Raw genomic sequence first — 22,462 nt, forward strand, 5'->3', positions numbered from 1 at the left:
CCGATCGAGGAGTTCGACATCATGGCCATTGAGGTTCGCATCCCCACCATCCTGCGCAGCTACACCGGCGGCGCCAAGGTCGTCGAGGGCACCGGCGACACGCTCGCCGAGCTGCTCACCGACCTGGACTCCCGGCACGGCGGTCTGCGCGGCCGGCTGATCACCGACACTGGCACGCTGCACCGCTTCGTCAACGTCTACGTCAACGACGAGGACGTCCGCTTCCTCGGCGCGCTGGACGCCAAGCTCTCCGACGGCGACAGCGTCACCATCCTGCCGGCCGTGGCCGGCGGCGCGTTCGGCTTCGCGGCGGCAGCCGCGATCAGTTCGCACAGCGCGGCGGCAGCCGCGATCAGTTCGCACAGCGCCGCGACCGCGGTGGTCCGCGGCGCCGTCGCGGCTCGCTGAGGTCGGCCGCCATGGCGCGGTACGACAGCCTGCTCGACGCCTGCGGGGGTACGCCGCTGGTCGGCCTGCCCCGACTCTCCCCGACGGTGCCCGACGGGGCACCTCCGGTGCGGCTCTGGGCCAAGCTGGAGGACCGCAATCCGACCGGCAGCATCAAGGACCGCGCGGCGCTGTTCATGGTCCGGGCGGCGGAGGAGGCTGGCCGTCTCCGGCCGGGTGACACCATCCTCGAGCCGACGAGCGGCAACACCGGCATCTCGTTGGCGATGGTGGCGAAGTTGCGCGGCTACCGGCTGGTCTGCGTGATGCCCGAGAACGTCTCCACCGAGCGGGTCCAGCTACTCCGGATGTACGGTGCCGAGATCATCTTCTCGCCGGCGGCGGGCGGGTCCAACCAGGCGGTCGCCACAGCCAAGCAGATCGCTGTCGAGCACCCCGACTGGGTGATGCTCTATCAGTACGGCAACGAGGCCAACGCGCGGGCGCACTACGAGACGACCGGGCCGGAGCTGCTGCACGACCTGCCCAGCATCACGCACTTCGTGGCCGGGCTCGGCACCACCGGGACCCTGATGGGCACCGGGCGGTACCTGCGGGAGAAGGTCGAGGGCATTCAGGTCGTGGCTGCCGAACCGCGTTACGGCGAGTTGGTCTACGGCCTGCGCAACATCGACGAGGGGTACGTGCCGGAGCTCTACGACGCCTCGGTGCTCTCTCGGCGTTTCTCGGTCGGCACCCGGGACGCGGTGTTGCGCACCCGCCAGTTGGTGGAGGTGGAGGGCATCTTCGCCGGGTTCTCCACCGGTGCGATCCTGCATGCCGCGCTGGCGGTGGCGCATGAGGCGGTGCGCGACGGCCGGCGGGCCGACGTGGCCTTCGTGGTGTGCGACGGCGGGTGGAAGTACCTGTCCACCGGCGCGTACGGCGGCACGCTCGCCGATGCCGAGGACGCCCTGGAGGGGCAGCTCTGGGCCTGACCGATCTGGTGTTCCCGACACCGGGCCGTCGACCTGTGTCGACGGCCCGTTGGCTGCTCGGCGTACCGCGAGCCGGTGTCACGTTCGTGACAACTTCCGTTGGATGATTCTTGCTGCCGGGTGCGCCAGCGTAGGCTGCGCAGCGTGGCGTACGCGTCGGTAGAGATCATGGCCGGGACGATCGCCGGCACGGGTGCTACTGATAGTGACAGCGAGACCACTCGATGCGACTGACCGTTCTGGGAAGCGCCGGCAGTTTCCCTGGCCCCGAGTCGCCCTGCTCGGCCTATCTGGTCGAGGCCGACGGTTTCCGGCTCCTGGTCGACTTCGGCTCGGGGTCGCTGTCCAGCCTTCAGCGGTACGCGGGCCTGCACGCGCCGGACGCGATCCTGCTGACCCACCTGCACTGCGATCACATGTTCGACGCCGTGCTGTACGTGGTGGTGCGCCGGTACGCCCCGGACGGCCCCTACCCGGCGCTGCCGGTGTACGCGCCCGCCGGTGCACCGGACCGGCTCAGCGCCGCGTACGGCGACGACGGCTCGGTGGAGGACGTCTACCAGTTCTACGCGCTCCAGCCAGGCACGTTCCCGATCGGCCCGTTCACGGTCACCGTCGACCGGGTCAATCATCCGGTGGAGACGTACGGCGTGCGGCTGGAGCACGACGGTCGTTCGCTGTGCTACTCGTCGGACACGGCGCCGTGCGAGGCGCTGCTGCGGCTGGCGCAGGGCGCCGACGTGTTCCTCTGCGAGGCCAGTTACCTCGACGGCATGGACAATCCGCCGGATCTGCACCTGACCGGTCGGGAGGCCGGTGAGGCGGCGACCAAGGCGGCGGTGGGCCGCCTGCTGCTCACCCACCTGGTGCCCGCCTGGGGCAGCGAGGCCCACACCTTGGAGTCGGCCGCCTCCGCGTACGCCGGGCCGCTCGAGGTGGTCCGGCCCGGCGCCAGCTACGACATCTGACGCAGCGCGTCCGGTTCGCGAGGCCGGGCGCAGTGTTGTGCCGTACTGTTCGCCGGCCGGTCAGCGGCCGGTCGTCTGGCGCACCCGTGGCACCCGCACGGTGTGGGCATGCGGATCGCCATCGTGACCGAGTCGTTCCCACCGGATGTGAACGGCGTCGCGCACTCCGTGGTGCGGACGGCGGAGCACCTGCTCGACCGGGGCCACGAGCCGGTGGTCATCGCGCCCGCCCCGCCCGGCGCCGGCCGGCAGGGCATCGACCGGCTGCCGTACCCGGTGGTGCGCATTCCCAGCGTGCCGCTGCCCCGCTATCAGGGCTTCCGGCTGGGCGTGCCTACCACCACCCGACTGACCGGGGCGCTGCTGTCGGCCGAGCCGGACGTGGTCCACCTGGCCAGTCCGTTCATTTTGGGCGCACGGGCGGCCACGCTGGCCAGCCGACACGGGCTACCCACGGTGGCGGTCTACCAGACCGACGTGGCGGCGTACGCGCGGGCGTACCGGGTGAGTTGGGGCGAGGCGGCGGCGTGGCGCCGGATCCGCGAGATCCACAACTCGGCGCAGCGCACCCTCGCCCCCTCCACCCGGGCCGCCGCCGACCTGATCGCGAACGGGGTGCAGCGGATCTGGCTGTGGCGTCGGGGTGTGGACGCCGTTCGCTTCGATCCGGCCAAACGCTCCGCGGAGCTGCGGGAACGGCTGGCACCCAACGGCGAGCTGCTTGTCGGATACGTCGGCCGGCTCGCCCCGGAGAAGCGGGTGGAGCTGCTGGCGGCGACGTCCCGGCTGCCCGGCGTACGGGTGGTGGTGGCCGGCGACGGCCCGGCCCGCCGCCAGTTGGCCCGGGAACTGCCCGGGGTGACCTTCCTGGGGGTCCAGCAGGGCGAGGACCTGGCGCGGCTCTACGCCAGCCTGGACCTGTTCGTGCACACCGGACCGCACGAGACGTTCGGCCAGACCATCCAGGAGGCGCTGGCCTCGGGGGTGCCGGTCGTGGCACCGGCCAGTGGCGGCCCGGTGGACCTGATCGACCAGGGTGTGACCGGGCTGCTGGTGCCGCCGAACGACGGTGACGCGCTCGCCGCCGCCGTGGCCGCGCTGGCCGGCGACACCGACCGGCGGCGGGCCTACGGGCTGGCCGCCCGGGTCGCGGTCAGTCGCCGCAGCTGGGCGGCCGTCGGCGACGAGCTGATCGGGCACTACCACGCGGTACGCGCCGTGGCCGCCACCGTCGGCCTGCCGGCCGCGTCGTGACCGGGGCCGGCGCCGGGCTGCGGATCGTGCGGCTCGCCAACTTCGTGACGGCACGCTCCGGCGGCCTGCGTACCGCGTTGCGGCATCTCGGTGCGGGCTACCGGGCGGCCGGGCACGAGCCGGTGCTGGTGATACCCGGCCGGCGTGCCGCCGACGAGACGTACCCGTGGGGGCGGGTGATCACCCTGCCCGGGCCGGAGCTGCCGGGCAGCGGCGGCTACCGGATCCTGGCCGGCCGGCGTCGGTTGGCCCGGCTGCTCACCGACCTGGCACCGGATCGGTTGGAGGTCTCCGACCGGTCGTCGCTGCGCTGGACGGGCCGGTGGGCGCGGGCACACGGGGTGCCGTCGGTGATGGTGTCGCACGAGTCGCTGACCGGGCTGCTCGGGCAGTGGGGCGTGCCGGACCCGCTGCGCCGGCCGACCGCCGACCGGTTGAACCGGGCGACCAGCCGGGCGTACGACCGGATCGTCTGCACGACCCGCTGGGCGGCCGAGGAGTTCGACCGGATCGGGGCCGGCAACGTCGACCTGGTGCCGCTCGGCGTGGACCTGGACACCTTCTCCCCGCACCGGGCCGACCCGCGGGTGCGCGAGCGGTACGCCGACCCCACCGAGTTGCTGTTGGTGCACTGCGCGCGGCTGTCCCCGGAGAAGCGGCCGGAGCTGGCCGTGCAGGCCCTCGCCGAGTTGCGCCGGTCGGGCGTACCGGCGGTGCTGGTGATGGCCGGCGACGGCCCGTTGCGCGACGCGTTGGCCCGCCGGGCGGCCGGGCTGCCGGTCACCTTCACCGGCTTCCTGCCGGACCGGGACGCGGTGGCCGCGCTGCTGGCCAGCGCGGACGTGGTGCTGGCGCCCGGCCCGGTGGAGACCTTCGGTCTCGCCGGCCTGGAGGCACTGGCCTGTGGCACTCCGGTGGTGGTCAACGCGGCCAGCGCGCTGCCCGAGGTGGTCGGCGAGGCCGGGCTGGCCGCGTACGGCTCGGGGGTGTCGATGGCGGCGGCGGTGACCCGCCTGACGGCCCGGCCGGAGGCGCAGCGGCGGCGGGCGGCCCGGGCGCGGGCCGAGGAGTTCGGCTGGCCGGCCGCGGTCGCCGGGTTCCTCGGTGTGCACGGCGCGAACGCGCCCCGGGGCACCCGGAGCGAGGTGGAACGTCGCACCGCATAGGGTGCAGGCATGGCGCGACCTGACGGGCGAGGGCCCTCTCAACTTCGACCGGTGACCCTGACCCGTGGCTGGAGCACCCATCCGGAGGGCTCGGTGCTCGTCGAGTTCGGCGGCACCCGGGTGCTCTGCACGGCCAGCGTCACCGAGGGGGTGCCCCGCTGGCGCAAGGGCTCCGGGCTCGGCTGGGTGACCGCCGAGTACGCGATGCTGCCCCGAGCCACCAACACCCGCTCCGACCGGGAGAGCGTCAAGGGTCGGGTCGGTGGGCGCACCCACGAGATCTCCCGGCTGATCGGTCGCAGCCTGCGGGCCAGCATCGACCTCAAGGCGCTCGGCGAGAACTCGATCGTGCTCGACTGCGACGTGCTCCAGGCCGACGGCGGCACCCGCACGGCCGCGATCACCGGCGCGTACGTCGCGTTGCACGACGCGGTGGGCTGGCTCGCCGCCCGGAAGGCGTTGGCCGGCAAGCCGGAGAAGGTGATGCACCGTTCGGTGGCCGCGGTCAGCGTGGGGATCATCGCCGGCGAGGCCCGACTCGACCTCTGCTACGAGGAGGACGTCGCCGCCGAGGTGGACATGAACGTGGTGTGCACCGGCGCGGGCGACTTCGTCGAGGTACAGGGCACCGGCGAGGCGGGCGTGTTCGCCCGCGACCAGCTCGACGCCCTGCTCGACCTGGCCGTCGCCGGCTGCGCCGAGTTGGCCGAAGCCCAGCGGAAGGCTCTCGCGTGAGCGCGAGGAGTGAGCTTGCGAGCCCCGCAGTCGCGAACAGAGGTGATTCAGCATGAACAAGGTCCTGCTCGCCACGCGTAACCGCAAGAAGCTGGTCGAACTCCAGCGGATCCTGGACGGCGCGCTCGGCGCGCACCGGATCGCCCTGCTCGGGCTGGACGACGTCGAGCAGTACGCGGAGCTGCCCGAGACCGGCCTGACCTTCGGCGAGAACGCGCTGATCAAGGCGCGGGAGGGTTGCCGGCAGAGCGGACTGCCGACCATCGCCGACGACTCCGGGCTCGCGGTCGACGCGCTCAACGGGATGCCGGGGGTGTTCAGCGCCCGCTGGTCCGGCCAGCACGGCGACGACCGGGCCAACCTTCAGCTGGTGCTGGATCAGATCGCCGACGTGCCCGATGAGCAGCGGGCCGCCTCGTTCGTCTGCACTGTGGCGTTGGTGCTGCCCGGCGGTAAGGAGCACCTCGTCGACGGCCGGCAGTCCGGGCGGGTGCTGCGGGCACCGCGCGGTGACGGCGGGTTCGGCTACGACCCGATCTTCCTGGGCGACGGCCAGGACCGGACCAACGCCGAGCTGACCCCGGCGGAGAAGGACGCGATCAGCCACCGGGGCAAGGCGCTGCGCGAGCTGGCGAAGCTGATCGCCAAGGTGCTGCCGCCCGCCACCTGACGGTCGCCAAGGTGCTGCCGCCCGCCGCCTGACCCGCGGCGGACGACAGCGACCCGATCGAGATCAGCCCAGCGGGCCGACCTCTCGTTCGATGGCGGCGCGCAACTCCGGCCCGGCGACGACGGCGCGCGCCGCCTCCATCACCGGGGCGAGGAAGACGTCCGGGCCGGGCTCACCGGCTGCCGCACCGAGCGCGGCGACGGCCGCCCGGCCGGCCGGGGACGGTGCCAGCGGGGCGCGCAGCTGGAGGCCGCGTACGCCGGCCAGCAGCTCCACCGCGAGCAAACTGGTCAGGTTGTCCAGCACGGTGCGCAGCTTCTTCGCCGCCGCCCAGCCCATCGAGACGTGGTCCTCCTGCATCCCGCTGGTGGGCAACGAGTCCACCGACGCCGGGGCGGCCAGCCGACGATTCTCGGCGACGATGCCGGCCGCCGTGTACTGGGCGATCATCAGCCCGGAGTTGACCCCGGCGTCGGGGGAGAGGAACGCGGGCAGCTCCCGGGATCGGGTGACGTCGAGCAGCCGGTCCACCCGCCGCTCGGCGATCGCGCCGACCTCGGCGGCGGCGATGGCGAGGAAGTCCGCGGCGAAACCGAGCGGCGCGCCGTGGAAGTTACCGGTCGACTCGACCCGGCCGTCCGGCAGCACCACCGGGTTGTCCACCACCGACACCAGCTCCCGGGCCGCGACCGTGCGGACGAAGTCCAGGGTGTCGCGGGCCGCGCCGGCCACCTGCGGAGCGCAGCGCATCGAGTACGCGTCCTGCACGGCATGCGCCAGGTCGTCACGGTGTGAGTCCATCACCCGGGAGTCCTGCAACAGCCGGTGGATGTTCGCCGCCGACGCCGCCTGGCCGGGGTGTGGCCGGATCGCGTGCAGCTCGGGCAGGAACGGCCGTTCCGAGCCGAGCATCGCCTCGATGGCCAGCGCGGCCGTCACGTCCGCCATGGCGAACAGGTGCGCCGCGTCGTGGATCGCCAGCAGCAGCATGCCGAGCATGCCGTCGGTGCCGTTGATCAGCGCCAGCCCCTCCTTGGCGGCCAACTCGATCGGCTTGAGCCCGGCGGCGGTCAACGCCTCGGCCGCGTCCTGCCGCTCACCGGCCGGGCCGAGGCCCCAGCCCTCGCCGAGCAGCACCAGCGCACAGTGCGCCAGCGGCGCCAGGTCGCCGGAGGCGCCCAGCGACCCGTGCTCCGGCACCCACGGAGTGATGTCGTGGTTGAGCAGGTCGACCAGGGCCTCGGCGACCAGCGGCCGGACCCCGGAACGGCCCAGGGCGAGGGACCGGACCCGCAGCAGCATCATGGCCCGGACCACTTCGCGCGGCATCGGGCCGCCCACCCCGGCGGCGTGCGAGCGGATCAGCGCGTGTTGCAGCTCCGCCCGCCGCTGCGGGGCGATGAAGGTGTTGGCCAACGCCCCGAAACCGGTGGAGACCCCGTAGACGGGACGGCCGGACGATTCGATGCCGTCCACGATGGCCCGACTGGTCGCCATCGCGTCGATGGTGGCCGGGGCCAGGACGACCGTGGCGGTGCCGCGGGCCACCGCGAGCACGTCGTCGGCGCTGATCCCGGTGGGCTGGATGGTCACGTTCGTCATTGCGGAACTCCGTTGCGTATTACCTGGCGGATCAGGGGGACACCGGGCCGGTAGGCCAGGTGCAGGTGTGACGGCGCGTCGAGGACCACGAGGTCGGCCCGTGCGCCGGGGGTGAGCACACCGATGTCGTCGCGGCGCAGCGCCCGCGCGCCACCGGCGGTGGCGGCCCAGACCGCCTCCGCCGGGGTCATCCGCATCTCGCGGACCGCGAGGGCCATGCAGAAGGGCATCGACGAGGTGTACGACGAGCCGGGGTTGCAGTCGGTGGCCAGCGCCACTGTCACACCCGCGTCGAGCAGCCGGCGGGCGTCCGGGTAGGGCGAGCGGGTGGAGAACTCCGCACCGGGCAGCAGGGTCGCCACCGTGCGGGTGCCCGACCCGTCGCTGTGGGCGGTGTCGGCGAGCGCGGTCACGTCGGCGTCGCTGAGGTGGGTGCAGTGGTCGACGCTGGCCGCGCCCAACTCGACGCCGAGCTGCACCCCGGGGCCGGGGCCGAGCTGGTTGGCGTGCAGTCGGACGCCCAGCCCGGCGGCCTGCCCGCAGGCCAGGATGGCGCGGGCGTGGTCCACGTCGAAGGCACCCCGCTCGCAGAACACGTCGATCCACTTCGCGTACGGGGCGGCGGCGGCCAGCATCGGCCCGCAGACCAGCCCCACGTAGTCGTCCGGACGGTCGGCGTACTCGGCGGGGACCACGTGGGCGCCCAGGAAGGTGGTCTCGGCGCTGGTCTCGGCGGCGATCCGCAGCGAGCGGGCCTCGTCGGCGACGGTCAGCCCGTACCCACTCTTGATCTCCATGGTGGTGGTGCCCTGGCGCAGCGCCTCCCCGTGCAGCCGGCGCACGGTGGTCCGCAGCTCGGCGTCGGTGGCGGCCCGGGTCGCACCGACAGTGGTCCGGATGCCGCCGCCGGTGTAGGGCTGACCGGCCATCCGGGCGGCGAACTCGGTGGCCCGATCTCCGGCGAAGACCAGGTGGGCGTGGCTGTCCACGAAGCCGGGCAGCACGGCGGCCCCACCGGCGTCGACCCGCCGGTCGGCGGCCGGCGCGTACGCGGACGGCCCGACCCAGACCACCCGGCCCTCCTCGACCAGCACGGCGGCGTTCCGGCGGATGCCCAGCGGGCCCTCACCGGCACCGTTGGTGACCAGCTCCCCGATGTTGTCGACCAGCAGACTGTTCATGAGGCGATCACCGCCTCGATGGCCGCGGACAACTCCGCCGGCACGTCGACGCCCAGGTGTCGGCCATCGGCCACCACCACCCGGCCGTCCACCATGACCTGTTCGACGTCACCCGCGGTGGCCGCGAAGAACGCGCCCACCGGCGGCACCCCGGCGGTGCGGGAGCTGTCCAGGCGTACCGTCACCAGGTCGGCGCGGGCGCCCACCGCGATCCTCCCGGCGTCGGTCCAGCCCAGCGCGGCGTGCCCGGCGACGCTGGCCGCCGTCAGCAGGTCGAGCGGGGCGAAGTGGCCGCGCCGACGGGTACGCAGCCGCTCGTCCAGCTCCACCGCGCGGGCCTCCTCGAACAGGTCGATCACGGCGTGACTGTCACTGCCGAGGCTCAACCCGATCCCCGCGTCGGCCATCAGCCGGGCCGGGCCGATGCCGTCGGCGAGGTCCCGTTCGGTGGTCGGGCAGAGGCACACCCCGGTCCGGCTGTCGGCGAGCAGGGTCAGGTCCACGCTGGTCGGGTGGGTGGCGTGCACGGCGGTGGTGCCCGGCCCGAGCACACCGTGCTCGGCGAGCAGGGCGGTGGGCGAGCGGCCGTGCACGGCCCGGCACTCGTCGTTCTCGGCGGGCTGCTCGGAGAGGTGCACGTGCAGCGGCGCCGGCCGGTCGCGGGCCCACTCGGCGATCTTGTCGAGCTGGTCGGCCGGGACCGCCCGCACCGAGTGCACCGCCGCGCCGACCCGGGCGTGCGAGTCCGCCGGCTGGAACGCGGCGGCCCGTTCGGCCCAGCGGGCCGCGTCGCCGTCGCCGAAGCGTCGTTGCGGCCCGGTGAGGGCCTGACCGTCCACGCTGGAGGACAGGTAGCAGGCGTCCAGCAGGGTGAGCCGGATCCCGGCGTGCGCGGCGGCCTCCACCAGCGCCGCGCCCATCGCGTTCGGGTCGTCGTACGCGCCGCCGTCCGGCCGGTGGTGCAGGTAGTGGAACTCGCCCACGCAGGTGATCCCGGCGAGCGCCATCTCGGCGTAGACCGCCCGGGCCAGCGCGAGGTAGGTGTCCGGGTCCAGCCGGTCCGCCACGGCGTACATCTGGTCCCGCCAGGTCCAGAAGTCGCCCCGCCCACCGTGGGTACGCCCACGCAGAGCCCGGTGGAAGGCATGCGAGTGCACATTGGCCAGCCCCGGCAGGGTCAGGCCGGGCAGCGGAACGGCGTCTCCGTACACCTCGACCCCGGCCGGTGGCCGGCTCCCGGGGGTCAGCGGCGTCACCACGCTGATCCGGCCGTCCTCGACCTCGATCAGCACGTCGGGCGTGGGTTCGGCGTGCTCGGGCAGCCAGGCGTACTCGGCGAGCCAGCGGGTCGGTGTCACCGGCATGTCAGCTCCTCCAGCACCCGGGCCAGCGCGCGCACCCCGGCCGCGCAGTCGTCGTCGGTCGCGGCCTCGGCGGGGGAGTGCGACACCCCGGTCGGGTTGCGCACGAAGAGCATCGCGGTGGGCAGATGCGCGGCGAGCACCCCGGCGTCGTGCCCCGCCCCGGTGGGCAGCACCGGCGCGTCGAGCAGCGTGGCCATCCGCTTGGCCAGGGCACCGTCGAAGGCGACCAGCGGGGTCACCGACTCCTCGGTGACGGTCACCTCCGTACCGTCGCGGCGGGCCCGTTCGGCGAGCTTGCCGCGCACCGCGTCGACCAGCCCGGTCAGCGTCTCCGGGTCGGCGGCGCGGGCGTCCAACCAGCCGGTCACCTTCGACGCGATGGCGTTGGTGGCGTTGGGTTCGACGGCGACCCGGCCCACGGTGGCGTGCGCGCCGCGCAGCCGGGCCTCCTTGTTGGCCGCCAGCACGGTGAACGCGTAGGTGAGCATCGGGTCGCGGCGGTCGGCCATCCGGGTCGTACCCGCGTGGTTGCCCTCCCCGACCACGTCGAAACGCCAGCGGCCGTGCGGCCAGATCGCGCTGGCCACGCCCACCGGCGCGGCCGTGTCGACGAGCGCGCGGCCCTGCTCGACGTGCAACTCCACGAAGGCGCCGAACCGGCCCAGCAGCTCCGGGCGGGCGCCCGCCGGCCGGTCGCCGAGCGCCTCGGCGAAGCTCACCCCGGCCGCGTCGCGCAAACCGGCCGCGCGTTCGGCCGACAGCGCCCCGGTGAGCAGCCGCGACCCCAGACACGGTACGCCGAAGCGCGCGCCCTCCTCCTCGACGAACGCACCCAGCACCAGCGGCCGGTCCGGGGTGACGCCGGCGGCGCGCAGCTCGTCCACGGCGAGGAACGCGCTCACGATGCCCAGTGGCCCGTCGTACGCCCCGCCGTGTGGCACCGAGTCGAAGTGGCTGCCGGTGAGTACCGCGTCGGACGCCTCCGGGTCACCCCAGTGGGCGAAGAGGTTGCCGTTGCCGTCCTCGGTGACCGGCATGGCGCGGCGCTCGGCCTGCGCGCGGAACCAGGCCCGCAGCTCCTGCTCCGGCTCGGTCAACGCGTACCGCAGGTAGCCGCCGCTGTCGGCGTCCCGCCCGACCGGCGCGATCTCGTCCCACAGCGCCCGGAACCGGGCGGAAAGGTCGTCGCTCACGCGGCACCTCTATGGTTCGCGACTGCGGGGCTCCGCTGCGCTGCACTCCTCGCGCTCACGCGGCACCTCTGTGGTTCGCGACTGCGGGGCTCCGCTGCGCTGCACTCCTCGCGCTCACGCGGCTCCGCCCTCGGTCATGGGGACCCGCACGCCGGTGCGGTCGGCGACCTCGCGGGCGCTCTCGTAGCCGGCGTCGACGTGCCGGATGACGCCCATCGCCGGGTCGTTGGTGAGCACCCGCTCGATCTTCTGACCGGCGAGGGCGGTGCCGTCGGCCACGCACACCTGCCCGGCGTGGATCGACCGGCCGATGCCCACCCCGCCACCGTGGTGAATGGACACCCAGGACGCGCCGCTGGCCGTGTTGACCAGGGCGTTGAGCAGCGGCCAGTCGGCGATGGCGTCGGAGCCGTCGGCCATCCCCTCGGTCTCCCGGTACGGGCTCGCGACGCTGCCGGTGTCCAGGTGGTCCCGGCCGATCACCACCGGGGCGGAGAGTTCGCCGGAGGCCACCATGTCGTTGAACCGCACGCCCGCCTTGTCCCGTTCGCCCTGGCCGAGCCAGCAGATCCGGGCCGGCAGGCCCTGGAAGGCGACCCGCTCGCCGGCCAGCTTGATCCAGCGGGCCAACGACTCGTTCTCCGGGAACAGGTCGAGGATGGCCCGGTCGGTGGCCGCGATGTCGGCCGGGTCGCCGGAGAGCGCCGCCCACCGGAACGGGCCCCTACCCTCGCAGAACAACGGCCGGATGTACGCGGGCACGAAGCCCGGGAAGTCGAAGGCGCGCTGGTACCCGCCGAGCTGCGCCTCACCCCGGATCGAGTTGCCGTAGTCGAACACCTCGGCGCCGGCGTCGAGGAAACCGACCATCGCCTCGACGTGCCGCGCCATCGACGCGCGGGCTCGATCGGTGAACTCGGCCGGCTTTGCGGCGGCGTAGTCCCGGGCCTCGGCCAGCTCCACCCCCACCGGCAGGTACGCCAGCGGGTCGTGCGCGCTGGTCTGGTCGGTCACGATGTCGATCTCGACGCCCCGGTTCAGCAGCTCCGGGAAGACCTCGGCGGCGTTGCCGACCACGCCGACGCTCAGCGCCCGACGCTCCCGCTTCGCCGCGCGGACCCGATCGATCGCGTCGTCCAGTGAGTCGGCGACCTCATCCAGGTAGCGGTCGTGCACCCGGCGGTCGAGCCGGGTGCGGTCCACGTCGACGATCAGGCAGACGCCGCCGTTCATGGTGACCGCGAGGGGCTGCGCGCCGCCCATCCCACCGCAGCCGGCGGTCAGCGTCAGTGTGCCGGCGAGGGTGCTGTCGAACCTCTTGGCGGCCACCGCCGCGAACGTCTCGTAGGTGCCCTGGAGGATGCCCTGCGTGCCGATGTAGATCCACGAACCGGCCGTCATCTGCCCGTACATGGTCAGCCCGAGCTGTTCGAGGCGGCGGAACTCCGGCCAGGTCGCCCAGTCGCCGACCAGGTTCGAGTTGGCCAGCAGCACCCGGGGCGCCCACTCGTGGGTGCGCATGACGCCGACCGGGCGGCCCGACTGCACCAGCATCGTCTCGTCCTCGCGCAGGTCGATCAGCGTGCGAACCAACGCGTGGTACGACGGCCAGTCCCGCGCCGCCTTGCCGGTGCCGCCGTAGACCACCAGGTCGTCGGGGCGCTCGGCCACCTCGGGGTCGAGGTTGTTCATCAACATCCGCAGGGCGGCCTCCTGCTGCCACCCACGGGTGGTGAGCTGGCTGCCCCGTGCGGCACGGATCGGCTGGGTCATCTCTGGTTCTCCTCCGGTCAACCGAGGAACAACTGTCGGCGGGCGGCCGACGACTCGAACGCCTCCAAGCGGGTCTGCGTATCCGCCGGTGCGGCGTCACAGATGGCCTGGAGGACCACCATGGCCAGCGTCATCGGAGCGGTGTGCAGGTCGAAGACCAGATCGGTGCCGACGGCGGCGGGCAGCACCAGCTCCGCGTGGTCTGTCGCGGGGCTGACCGGCGAGTCGGTGATAGCGACGACGGTCAGGCCGGCGTCGCGGGCCTCGCGCAGGGCGTCGAGGGTCTCCCGCGGGTAGCGGGGCAGGACGAAGGCGAGCAGTGCTGTCGCCCCGGCCGCCGCCGCCTGCTCCAGCCGGTCGGTGAGCAGGCTGCCACCGTCGTCGAGCACCCGGACGTCCGGGTGCACCTTGGCGGCGAAGTAGGCGAAGTACGCGGCCAGCGGCGCGGCGGCGCGTAGCCCGAGCACGGGTAGCGGCCGGCTGCCGGCCAGCAGCTTGCCGACCTTGGCGATCCGGGCGCGGTCGGCGAGTTGACCGGCCAACCGGTCGAGGTTGTCCATCTCGGCCCGGACGGCCCGTTGGAGCTCGTTTCCGGTGTCGTCGGGGTGGGCCGTCGCGGTCACGGTCAGCTCCCGTAGTCGGCGACGCAGCGCCGGGTAACCGTCGTGTCCGAGCGCGATGGCGAACCGGGTGACCGAGGGTTGGCTGACCCCGGCGAGGTCGGCCACCTCGGCCGCCGACAGGTACGCCGCCGCGCCGGCATGCTGCGCCAGGCAGTGCGCGATGCGCCGCTGGGTCGGTGTGAGGCGGACTCCCTGGACCAGGTTGAGCACCTCTTCATTCACTGGGTGAGCCTATGCATGAAACTATTCAGACGCAAGGGTGTGCGACCCCGAGTCGACCCCGCCGCGCAGGAAGGGAACGGTCAGGATTGGGACGTGCTGGCGTAGAGGAAGTCGGTCACCCTCCGGGGAAAGATCGCGTTGAGCGTGGGCGCGTGGCTGCCACCTCTGATGTCCCACAGCTCGACCCGGGTGGCATCACGGCAACCGGCGGAGTAGGACGTCACGCCCGTCTCCGCGTCGGGCAGTCGGGGCTCGAGGTCCATGGGTGGAGCCGAGGTATCGGCCTTCGCCGAGCAGTTGTTGATCCGTCGCCAGGTGGCGAGCGTGGTGTCGACCGACGAGTATCGGTGGCCGTTTCTCGTGCCGCCGTCGAACTTGATTGTCGCGTCGGCGGTGCCGTGGATCTCCAGCACGCTGACCGGCCGCTGGGGTGTGCACAGTGCGTTGCTGTCGAGGGCGCCGGCGAGGGAGACGACCGCGGTGATGCGCATCGACCGCTCACAGGCCATCCGGTAGGCCATGAAACCGCCGTTGGAATGGCCCACCAGATAGACCCGTGCGGCATCGACCGAGTACGCCGACTCCACGGAGTCGAGCAGCCGTTCGAGGTATGCCAGGTCGTCGACCCCGCTGTTGTCGACGTCGCAGCAGGATTCCGCCGCGTTCCAGAACCGCGAGCCGATCCGGTCGGTGGTGCCGTTCGGCATGGCGTAGAGGAACGTGCGACGGTCGGACTCGGGGAGGAGGTCGAAGTACCGCTCCTGTTGGGCGCCGCTGGAACCGTAGCCGTGCAGCAGTACGACGAGGGGGACCTTCCTGGTGGGGTCGTAGCCGACCGGCACATGAAGCTGGAAGGGACGGCTGTCCAGGGCGATGGCTCCGGTGGTGCCCGGTGCCACCGGAGGACGCCACTCGGCCGTCGGGCCCGACGAGCCGCCGCCGCCGGACGGGCCGCACCCAGCCAATAACGGAAGCATGATTGCGGCGGTCAGCCAGCGTCTCATCCTCACGGGGGCAATCTTGGCACTCTGACATGGGCACGCGGGCCGCCCCCGATCGCTGTGCACACTCTCGCTAGTATCCACACCGTCGCTCTGGGGAGGGTGGAATGCAGCCAAGCGGTCCGTTCCAGTTGCTCAAGACCCTGGGGTCGTGCCAGGAAGGCAAAGTATGGTCGGCCATCGATGCTCAGGGCCAGGCTCTGACGGTTGCCATTCTCGATGCCACCGTCGCCGCTGACCAGCAGTGGAGGACATCTTTTGCCTCCATGGCGAACGCCCTGCGGGCGCGCGACGGCAGGCCGAGCTTCCTGCACGCCGACTTCCATGCTCCGGCGCCCTGGGTCGCCTATGCCGCCGGCAGCGGCACCGAGGCCGAACAGGTCTTCCTTGCCCTCGGCCTGAGCTACCGTCCGACCTCCGAGACGGAGCAGGGCCAGGCCGAGCCGCCGTGGGCGACGCTGGCCAGTGGCGAACCCGTTCAGGGCATGCCGAATGCCACAAGTGCGACGCCAGTCAGCGTCGATGGGCCCGGGCAGGACCACCAACCCACCTCTGGCGCCGGGGTTTCTGGATCGACGCAACATCCCATGTCGGTTTCTCCGGCCACTCCAGTATCGGTTCCGCCCGACTCCCCGACCTCGCCGTCGTCGTGGGGCCAGTCGTACTCGTCCAGCTATCCAGCGCTCAGGTCGACCGTGCGCAAGCCGCCCCGGCGCACCGGGCTCTGGGTTGGCATCGCGATCGCGGTCGTCGTAGCGCTCGGCGCGGTTGTCGGTTTCTTCGTGTGGCAGCCTGGCGACAGCCCACCGGGCCCAACCGCCAGGGACGCCTCTCCGTCCGCGGCCGTGTCCAGCAGCCCCGAGCCGATCGCCCTTCCGACAGGCGTACCGCGTAACCCGGGCGTCGAACCGCCCAAGCCCGGCTCCTGGCCCACGGAGCCGCAGTTCAGCGATGCCGACCGGGTCAAGGTGGAAAGCCCTGTTGGCTTCGGCTTCACCGTCAAGGTGCCCGATTCGTGGTCCTGCGACGCACGCCAGCGCGGTCCTGGCTTCAGCAGGTATCTCTGCGGCATCTCGCGCCCCGGCGTCCCCGAGGTGGGCGGGGAGGTCATCGTCCGGAACTGCCCGAAGCCCTGCGGCGAAGAGGTGCAGGCCGCGTACCGGAGGGCAGAAGAGGCGTGGGGCCTGCAATGGGTGCAGGCAGGTAACGCGACCTTCGCCGAGGCGCCGCAGGTCGGCGGTGGGGATCGGTACGGGTTGGTGGTGATCGGTTGGTGGCGCAGCGTCCCCGACGGCGTGCTCGACCGCCAGATCATCATTCGCATGACCGCGACCGGGGCGCAGGTCAGTGATGTGCGCAAGGTGGCCAACGGCATCCGGACAAGCCTGTCCTTCTGATGTTTAGCGGTGATTTCACCGGCCAAGACGGTGCCGTTCAGGGGGCGTCGCGTCAAGCCGGCCCCCGGTAATATATGGTCCCCGCGTTTGGTCAGCAGCGAGCTGAGCGCGATTCGGTTCTATTTAGCAAACTGGTATGAAAGGGTCGGGTGGATCCCACAGTGCCGACGCGATCCGCGACGTGGCGTCCCACAGTCAGCGTCGTTATTCCCTCAGTCGGCAAGCCGGGACTTCGCCGAGCCATCGAATCCGTGCTCGCTCAGACGCATCCGGTTACCGAAGTTCACGTCGTGCTCAACTCCGAGACCGATGTGGACATTCCTGGCGATCCGCGCGTTCATCTGATCCGCTATCTTGAGCGCCGCAATGGGAACGCCGCCCGGATGGCTGGCGTCCGGAGGTGCATCGGAGACTTGGTCGCATTCCTCGACGATGACGACCTCTGGCATCCGACGAAGATCGAGCGGCAGGTGCAGGACATCGCCGACGCTGGCCTCGCCGAATCGTCGACCTGGATCTCCTCCACCAAGGTAGTGGTGGAGTTCGAGCATGGCTCCGAGACCTGGCCCCGCGCGCCGTACGACCCTAGCTGCAGTTTGGAGAACAACCTGCTGCGGCGGCACCGGGTCCAGCGCGGGCAGGCGTTCCTCCCGTCCTCCACGCTTCTCTTCCCGCGGTCGCTTCCGATGACCGTGCCCCTGGACGAAGAGTTGAGTCTGCACCAGGACCTGACCTGGCTCCTGCAGCTCTCCCGAAGCCTGCCCGACCTGGTGGTCCGACAGGTGGACGAGGCACTCACGAAGTACGACGCGGTGGGTGACGGCATCTCGCGCTCGATCTCGCTGGCCCGCGAGCTCACCTGGGCGCGTGAGTACCTCAGCTCGGCGACCCCGAGGGACCGGGGCGACTACTACCTGGGATCGGTCATGACCTACGCCCGCCGCCAGGGCACGGTGGGCGGGATGGTCGGGGTTCTCTCGGAAGGCCTGCGGGTCGGGCGACCGGGCGCAGCCGCCGTCGGCTATGCCGCCGGGGCCATGGCTGCGGGGCTCGTGAAGGCCGTGGCGGCCAGTGTGCGGCAGCCGCGGCAACGCAGCACGGAGGCCGATGCGGGCGCGGAAGCAAGTTAGTGGGTCGAACGGTTTCGGCAGGGAATGGCTCGTCGGCCGCAGCCATCCCTCGTACCGAATGGCCGGTAGCCCTTAGCGCGGCAGTCCTGGTGATCTGCCTTGCCCTGTTACCCAAGTCGTTCGGTCAGGGTGGTGCGCCGTGGCACGTCGGCATCGCGCTGCCCGTCTTCGCGCCATCCACCTGGTTGACCGCACTTGTCGCGGCCGCCGTTGTGCTGCTGGCCAGGAGCTGGCGGCGGCTGCGGTGGATGGCCGTGGCGATGTCTGGGTTTGGTGCCCTCGTCCTGTGTATCGGCATCGGCAGCGCGGTCCGCGGTGGCGCCTCTACCCGTGAAGTGGTCGGCGCCGTGCAGTACCTATCCGCGCCGGTCGCCTACGCGGTGGGATGCCTGTTCGCCAGGTACCGGTCCGCCCTCGCGGCGCTCAGACTGGTCTCCGCCGGGATCATCGTCGCCCAGTTCGGCTGTGCGGCCCTGCAGTGGCTCGGTGTGCCACTCAACCCCATGGGGACCGTCGAAGCCGCCCGTTTCCTCGGCGACCGGACCAACGGCACGCTGAACCACCCGGTCAACCTCGCGAAGGCCATCGTGTTGGTCCTCGCGCTCTACTATTTGACGACCGGGCCGGACAACCGCTTCGGCCGGTTTCAGCTTCCCGTGATCGTCGGGCGGTACGGGATCCCCGCCGCCGCGCTCGCGACGACCGCCCTGACGGGCAGTCGGACTGGGCTGCTGGCAGTGCTGATGCTGATCGTGGCGGGCGAGTTGATGCTGCAAAGGCTGACCGCGACTGAGGTCCGTGCCGGTCGTGGCAACCGGCAAACTCTCATCGGGATGATTCTGCTCGGCGTCGGCGTGCTCGCGGTGGCCCCGGTGTTCATCGTCCGGATGATCGCCGACCCGGCCGGAGGCGCCCGGGCGCAGCTCATGTCCAGCGCACTGGAGTTCATGGTCAACAAACCGTGGTGGGGCATCGGCCCCAACAACTACGTGGAGGTCGTAGGCCGGATGGACCCGATCGTGGCGGGCGGGGTGCCGGTGCACAACGGTGTTCTGCTCGCCGCCGTCGAGTTGGGCATCCCGGGTGCGGTCATCCTCCTCACGCCAGCTTCGGCGTTGGCCGTGCTGAGCGTGTGGCGGGGCGTCTTCTGGCCGACCCTCATCCCGGCCTTCTGCCTCACCTTCACGGTGGCCTACTTCGGGATCGCGGCCACCACGTACGGCGTGCTGGCCGAGTCCATGCTGCCGCTGTGGTTCCTCGTCGTGGGTGTAGCGACCATGATGCTGATCCGGGACAACAAGCACCAGCGACGCGGCGGCCCCGGCGGCGTTGCCCTGACGAGCGAAGGCCACGGGAGCGCCGATCAGGGCGGCGGGGCACCCGAGGGTGACGAGAAGAAGCCGCACGGCGAGGCCACCTTGGTCATTCCGGTGCAGGCGGCTTCGTCCGGGCGCTCGAAGGTGGGCGGTGTGCTGGGCGGTGCCTCGGCACTGGCCGCCTCCCGCATCGCTGGCAGCGGGCTGCAGGCCGTCTCGATGGTGCTGCTGGCGCGGTATGTGGACCCGCAGGGCTTCGGTGCCTTCGGCGGGTACTTCGGCGCGGTGGCCTTCCTGGCCGTCGTCGCGGACGCGGGTGTCTCGACCGCCCTACTGCGGTGGCGGGCCCTCGGGCGCGACACCGCCGTCAGTGCGGGCCTGCGTTTGAACGTCCTCACCACGATCGGTGGCCTGGTCATCGCCGCGGCACTGGGCCTGGGCCTTACCCACGGCACCATGTCACCGTCGATCGTCGTGCTCCTCGCGGCCGGCTGGATGCTGGACAAGAACGTCGAGACGATGTTGTCGCTCGCGATCGCCGACGGCCGGATACGGCACGCGGTCGTGTCGATCCTGGGTCGAAAGGCAGTGGGCGTCGCGATCTTCGTGGCCGCCGTCCAACTTGGCGGCGAACCCTTCGCGTCGCTCGCGTACGGCCTGCTGGCCGCGTCCCTGTTGGGCCTGGTCCACGTGCGTCTCGTGGTCCGGATCTCCGGCACGGCGCCCGCCGCCGACGTGTGGCGGGCGGCCCTGGACTCGCGGGCATTCCTGGTCAGCAACGTTTCGGCACAGGCTCGGGTCTTGGACGCGACGATCGTCTCTCTCGTCGTGCCGGGTGCCGGGGCGGGGCTCTACGCCGCCGCGTCGCGCATCTTCTCGCCGTTCGTGTCGATCCCGTCCGCACTCAGCGCAGTGCTGGTGCCGCACTCGGCGACGGCGCGGGCCAGCGAGGCACGACGCCTCTTCTGGCGAACGAACCTCGTCGTGGTGCTGGCAGTCGGCGCGATCAGCGCCGTCGGCATAGCTGCCGCGCCGTGGGTGGCGGAACTGTTGTTCGGCGAGGTCTATTCCAAGGCCGGTGTCGTCATCGCCGTAATGCTCGCAGGGGTTCCCTCGTTCTGCGCGAGTTCACCCTGCGGCGCGGTGCTGCAAGGCGTGGGGCGGGGGGCGCTGGTGGCGAAGGTCGGCGTGATGAGCGCCGCCGCGCTACTCATCACGGTGGCCGGCGGCGCGGCGCTGTTCGGCGCTGTCGGTGCCGCCGCAGCGGTTTCCCTGACGTACCTCTTCAAGCACGCGACGCTGCTCGTCGTGGGTGATGCCGTGCTACGGCACGACCGGGCAATACCGGTCGTGCCCAACGCGGCCCGACCTTCGACGTCGGCGGCGTGACCGACGAACTCCTCAGGATCGTGAGCGAAATGTGAAAACAGTAGCCATCGTCGTGTCCTACAACTCTGCCCGAGATCTGCCCATGAGTCTGGGTAGCCTGCGGGATCTCCCCATCGCTGAGATCGTGGTGGTGGACAACGGGTCGTCCGACGACAGTGTCGAAGTGGCGGCGCAATACACCTCGCACGTCATCCGGTCGGCCAATGTGGGCTTCGGAAAGGCGATCAACGCGGCGGCGGAGCAATTTCCCAACGCCGAGGCATATCTCCTACTCAACCCGGACGCCGCGCTCACGCCGGACGCGTACGCGGAACTCGTGCGGACGCTTCACGGCGACACAAAGATCGGCGTTGTCGCGCCGCAGATGCGGTACGCGGACGGCGAGGCCGGCATCTCGTCGGGCCCGGACGTGAGCCTGGCCAAGGAGTGGCTCGCCGCGCTGCGCGTCGACCACATGGTTCCCCCTGCGGTGAAGCGAGAACTCGCCAAGTCGCAGCTGCTCCGCAGCCGGCTTCCAATGTTGGACTACCTCGACAAGAGCGGATCGGCAGCGGCGGCCGACGTCGCATGGGTGTCCGGCTTTTGCATGCTGGTCCGGGCCACCGCCTTCCGCGACATCAACGGGTTCGATCCCTCCTTCTTCCTCTACTTCGAGGATGTCGATTTCTGCAAGCGTCTTCGCGATGCCGACTGGCGCGTCGTGTCGGTCGGAACCGCATCGGCCATGCACCGGGAGAGCACGAGCACCGGTGCGGTCGGCAAGAACCGGCTGTACCGCTCGGGCTTGGTCACGTACGTCGAAAAGTACGGCACCGCGATGGACAGGTTCTCGGCCCGCGCCCTCAGGAGGCTTCCGCTATGAAGATTCTATTCGTCGCTCCCTGGATTCCCTCGAAGATCCGTCCACGGAGCTTGGCCCTGCTCGAGATTCTCGCCAGGGATCACCAGATCCGTTTCCTCGGCCTGACCAGCTCGGACGAGGAGGTGCAGCAGGCCAAGGAACTGCCGGTGGAGTCCACCGTGCTGGTGCCGCGTAACCGGATCGCGTCGATGCTGCGCTGTGCCACGGCGCTGCCGACCGGCACGTCGCTCCAGCAGGCCTACGCCGACGTGCCGGAGATGTCGACGGCGCTCGACAACGAGCTTCGGCAGTGGCGGCCGAACGTCGTGCACCTCAACGTCTTCCGCACGGCCCACCTCGTAGAGCGGTGCGCCCCGGTGCCGGTGATCGTGGACCTCGACGAGTTTCGCAGCGAGTACTACAGCCAGCTCGCCGAGACCGGCGGTCCGAAGTGGAAGCTGGTCGGCAAGATCGAGGCTCCCCGTATGCAGGCACGGGAGGACGCCCTGGTGGCGCACAACGTGCCGCTGATGGTGTCGGCGCCGTTCGAGCCGGGCGAGGAGCGACCCAACACGTACGTCGTTCGCAGCCCTTACGACCACCCGGAGATCACGATCCCCCGAGCGTCGGAGCCGCGGGTGCTCTTCGTCGGGAGATTGACTTACGAGGCGAATGTCGACGCGTTGCTGTGGTTCCTCAAGAACTGCTGGTCCGAGGTGAAGAAGCGCGTCCCGAACGCGGTGCTTGACATCGTCGGAACCAACCCGCCCGCGTCCGTTCAGGCATTCCGAGGCAACGGCGTCGAGATCCACGCCAACGTTCCGGATGTCGCCCCCTACTACCCGCGGGCCTCGGCGGCCATCGTGCCGGTCTGGCGGGGAACGGGTGTGCAGATGAAGCTGATCCAGGCATTGGCGGCGGGCGTTCCCACGGTGACCACGCCGGAGGTTGCCCGTCGGGCGGATGTGCGGCACGATCACGAGGTTGTGGTGGGAGCGGACGCGCAGGCGTGGGCGACCGAGTTGAGCAGCTTGCTCACCGACCCGGCCAGAGGCCAGCGGCTGGCTGCCGCCGGCAAACGGTGGGCTTTGGACTTCCACAGCTCGAACGCCGTGCGTGAGCAGCTTGCGACGGCGTACGCAGCCGTGTGGCCGAACGCCGACCAGTCCCGCCGCTAGCCTGCCAAACCGCACCGCATCGCACCTTCAGCGCTCGTCGCGGTCCGCCGGACCGCTCTAGCTAGCTAGATGAG

At 71.4% G+C, this 22,462-nt stretch carries 19 protein-coding genes; 12 read left to right on the forward strand and 7 right to left on the reverse strand.

Features of this window, described 5'->3' with window-relative positions; all coding sequences use genetic code 11:
- Positions 1–21: 21 nt before the first annotated feature.
- The 7 genes from ACIBF8_RS03065 to rdgB all read left to right on the forward strand — a co-directional run bounded on the left by ACIBF8_RS03065 (position 22) and on the right by rdgB (position 6,178).
- Positions 22–408 carry a MoaD family protein gene (locus ACIBF8_RS03065; RefSeq protein ID WP_396780640.1) on the forward strand — a complete coding sequence of 129 codons (387 nt, stop codon included), beginning with the start codon at positions 22–24 and terminating at the stop codon, positions 406–408.
- 11 nt (positions 409–419) lie between these two features.
- On the forward strand, positions 420–1,385 hold the full coding sequence (locus ACIBF8_RS03070; RefSeq protein WP_396780642.1) for a PLP-dependent cysteine synthase family protein: 966 nt from the start codon (positions 420–422) through the stop codon (positions 1,383–1,385).
- A 224-nt stretch (positions 1,386–1,609) separates the two neighbouring features.
- Positions 1,610–2,353 carry an MBL fold metallo-hydrolase gene (locus ACIBF8_RS03075; protein ID WP_396780643.1) on the forward strand — a complete coding sequence of 248 codons (744 nt, stop codon included), beginning with the start codon at positions 1,610–1,612 and terminating at the stop codon, positions 2,351–2,353.
- A 108-nt stretch (positions 2,354–2,461) separates the two neighbouring features.
- Positions 2,462–3,607, forward strand: a complete 1,146-nt coding sequence (locus tag ACIBF8_RS03080) for a glycosyltransferase family 4 protein (RefSeq protein WP_396780644.1) — start codon at positions 2,462–2,464, stop codon at positions 3,605–3,607.
- On the forward strand, positions 3,604–4,773 hold the full coding sequence (locus ACIBF8_RS03085) for a glycosyltransferase (RefSeq protein WP_396780645.1): 1,170 nt from the start codon (positions 3,604–3,606) through the stop codon (positions 4,771–4,773). Before ACIBF8_RS03080 ends, ACIBF8_RS03085 begins: the two co-directional genes overlap by 4 nt.
- Before the next feature lie 9 nt (positions 4,774–4,782).
- Positions 4,783–5,508 carry a ribonuclease PH gene (rph, locus tag ACIBF8_RS03090; protein ID WP_030487206.1) on the forward strand — a complete coding sequence of 242 codons (726 nt, stop codon included), beginning with the start codon at positions 4,783–4,785 and terminating at the stop codon, positions 5,506–5,508.
- Positions 5,509–5,560: 52 nt separating this feature from the next.
- The gene (gene rdgB, locus ACIBF8_RS03095; RefSeq protein WP_396780646.1) at positions 5,561–6,178 is read left to right on the forward strand and encodes an RdgB/HAM1 family non-canonical purine NTP pyrophosphatase; all 618 of its coding nucleotides are present in this window, start codon (positions 5,561–5,563) and stop codon (positions 6,176–6,178) included.
- A gap of 63 nt (positions 6,179–6,241) precedes the next feature.
- Here rdgB and hutH read toward each other — a convergent pair whose 3' ends face one another.
- From hutH to ACIBF8_RS03130, 7 genes are all read right to left on the reverse strand, one after another.
- Positions 6,242–7,780: a histidine ammonia-lyase gene (gene hutH / locus ACIBF8_RS03100; protein ID WP_396780647.1), complete on the reverse strand. Its 1,539-nt coding sequence runs from the start codon at positions 7,778–7,780 to the stop codon at positions 6,242–6,244.
- On the reverse strand, positions 7,777–8,961 hold the full coding sequence (hutI, locus tag ACIBF8_RS03105) for an imidazolonepropionase (protein WP_396780648.1): 1,185 nt from the start codon (positions 8,959–8,961) through the stop codon (positions 7,777–7,779). The genes hutH and hutI overlap by 4 nt, the downstream gene beginning before the upstream one ends.
- Positions 8,958–10,325 (reverse strand): formimidoylglutamate deiminase, encoded by a 1,368-nt coding sequence (locus ACIBF8_RS03110; protein ID WP_396780649.1) that lies wholly within the window; start codon positions 10,323–10,325, stop codon positions 8,958–8,960. Before ACIBF8_RS03110 ends, hutI begins: the two co-directional genes overlap by 4 nt.
- Positions 10,316–11,518 carry an allantoate amidohydrolase gene (locus tag ACIBF8_RS03115; protein WP_396780650.1) on the reverse strand — a complete coding sequence of 401 codons (1,203 nt, stop codon included), beginning with the start codon at positions 11,516–11,518 and terminating at the stop codon, positions 10,316–10,318. Before ACIBF8_RS03115 ends, ACIBF8_RS03110 begins: the two co-directional genes overlap by 10 nt.
- A 114-nt stretch (positions 11,519–11,632) precedes the next feature.
- Positions 11,633–13,291 carry a urocanate hydratase gene (gene hutU, locus ACIBF8_RS03120; protein ID WP_396780651.1) on the reverse strand — a complete coding sequence of 553 codons (1,659 nt, stop codon included), beginning with the start codon at positions 13,289–13,291 and terminating at the stop codon, positions 11,633–11,635.
- Positions 13,292–13,308: 17 nt separating this feature from the next.
- The gene (locus ACIBF8_RS03125) at positions 13,309–14,136 is read right to left on the reverse strand and encodes a MurR/RpiR family transcriptional regulator (protein WP_396780652.1); all 828 of its coding nucleotides are present in this window, start codon (positions 14,134–14,136) and stop codon (positions 13,309–13,311) included.
- An 80-nt stretch (positions 14,137–14,216) separates the two neighbouring features.
- Entirely contained in the window at positions 14,217–15,035 is an 819-nt protein-coding gene (locus ACIBF8_RS03130; RefSeq protein ID WP_396780653.1) for an alpha/beta hydrolase family esterase, read from the reverse strand.
- Between the two features lie 209 nt (positions 15,036–15,244).
- Here ACIBF8_RS03130 and ACIBF8_RS03135 point away from each other — a divergent pair, with 209 nt between their 5' ends.
- The 5 genes from ACIBF8_RS03135 (at position 15,245) to ACIBF8_RS03155 (ending at position 22,388) form a co-directional block, all read left to right on the forward strand.
- A complete protein-coding gene (locus tag ACIBF8_RS03135; protein ID WP_396780654.1) occupies positions 15,245–16,534 on the forward strand; it encodes a hypothetical protein in 1,290 nt (429 codons plus the stop codon).
- A gap of 161 nt (positions 16,535–16,695) precedes the next feature.
- Positions 16,696–17,664: a glycosyltransferase family 2 protein gene (locus ACIBF8_RS03140; RefSeq protein ID WP_396780707.1), complete on the forward strand. Its 969-nt coding sequence runs from the start codon at positions 16,696–16,698 to the stop codon at positions 17,662–17,664.
- A gap of 89 nt (positions 17,665–17,753) precedes the next feature.
- Complete coding sequence (locus ACIBF8_RS03145) at positions 17,754–20,369, forward strand: O-antigen ligase family protein (RefSeq protein ID WP_396780655.1); 2,616 nt, start codon at positions 17,754–17,756, stop codon at positions 20,367–20,369.
- A complete protein-coding gene (locus tag ACIBF8_RS03150) occupies positions 20,296–21,231 on the forward strand; it encodes a glycosyltransferase family 2 protein (RefSeq protein ID WP_396780656.1) in 936 nt (311 codons plus the stop codon). Before ACIBF8_RS03145 ends, ACIBF8_RS03150 begins: the two co-directional genes overlap by 74 nt.
- Positions 21,228–22,388 (forward strand): glycosyltransferase, encoded by a 1,161-nt coding sequence (locus ACIBF8_RS03155; protein ID WP_396780657.1) that lies wholly within the window; start codon positions 21,228–21,230, stop codon positions 22,386–22,388. The genes ACIBF8_RS03150 and ACIBF8_RS03155 overlap by 4 nt, the downstream gene beginning before the upstream one ends.
- Positions 22,389–22,462 lie beyond the last annotated feature (74 nt).

This window comes from Micromonospora sp. NPDC050276 (assembly GCF_044459545.1).
Classification (GTDB): domain Bacteria; phylum Actinomycetota; class Actinomycetes; order Mycobacteriales; family Micromonosporaceae; genus Micromonospora.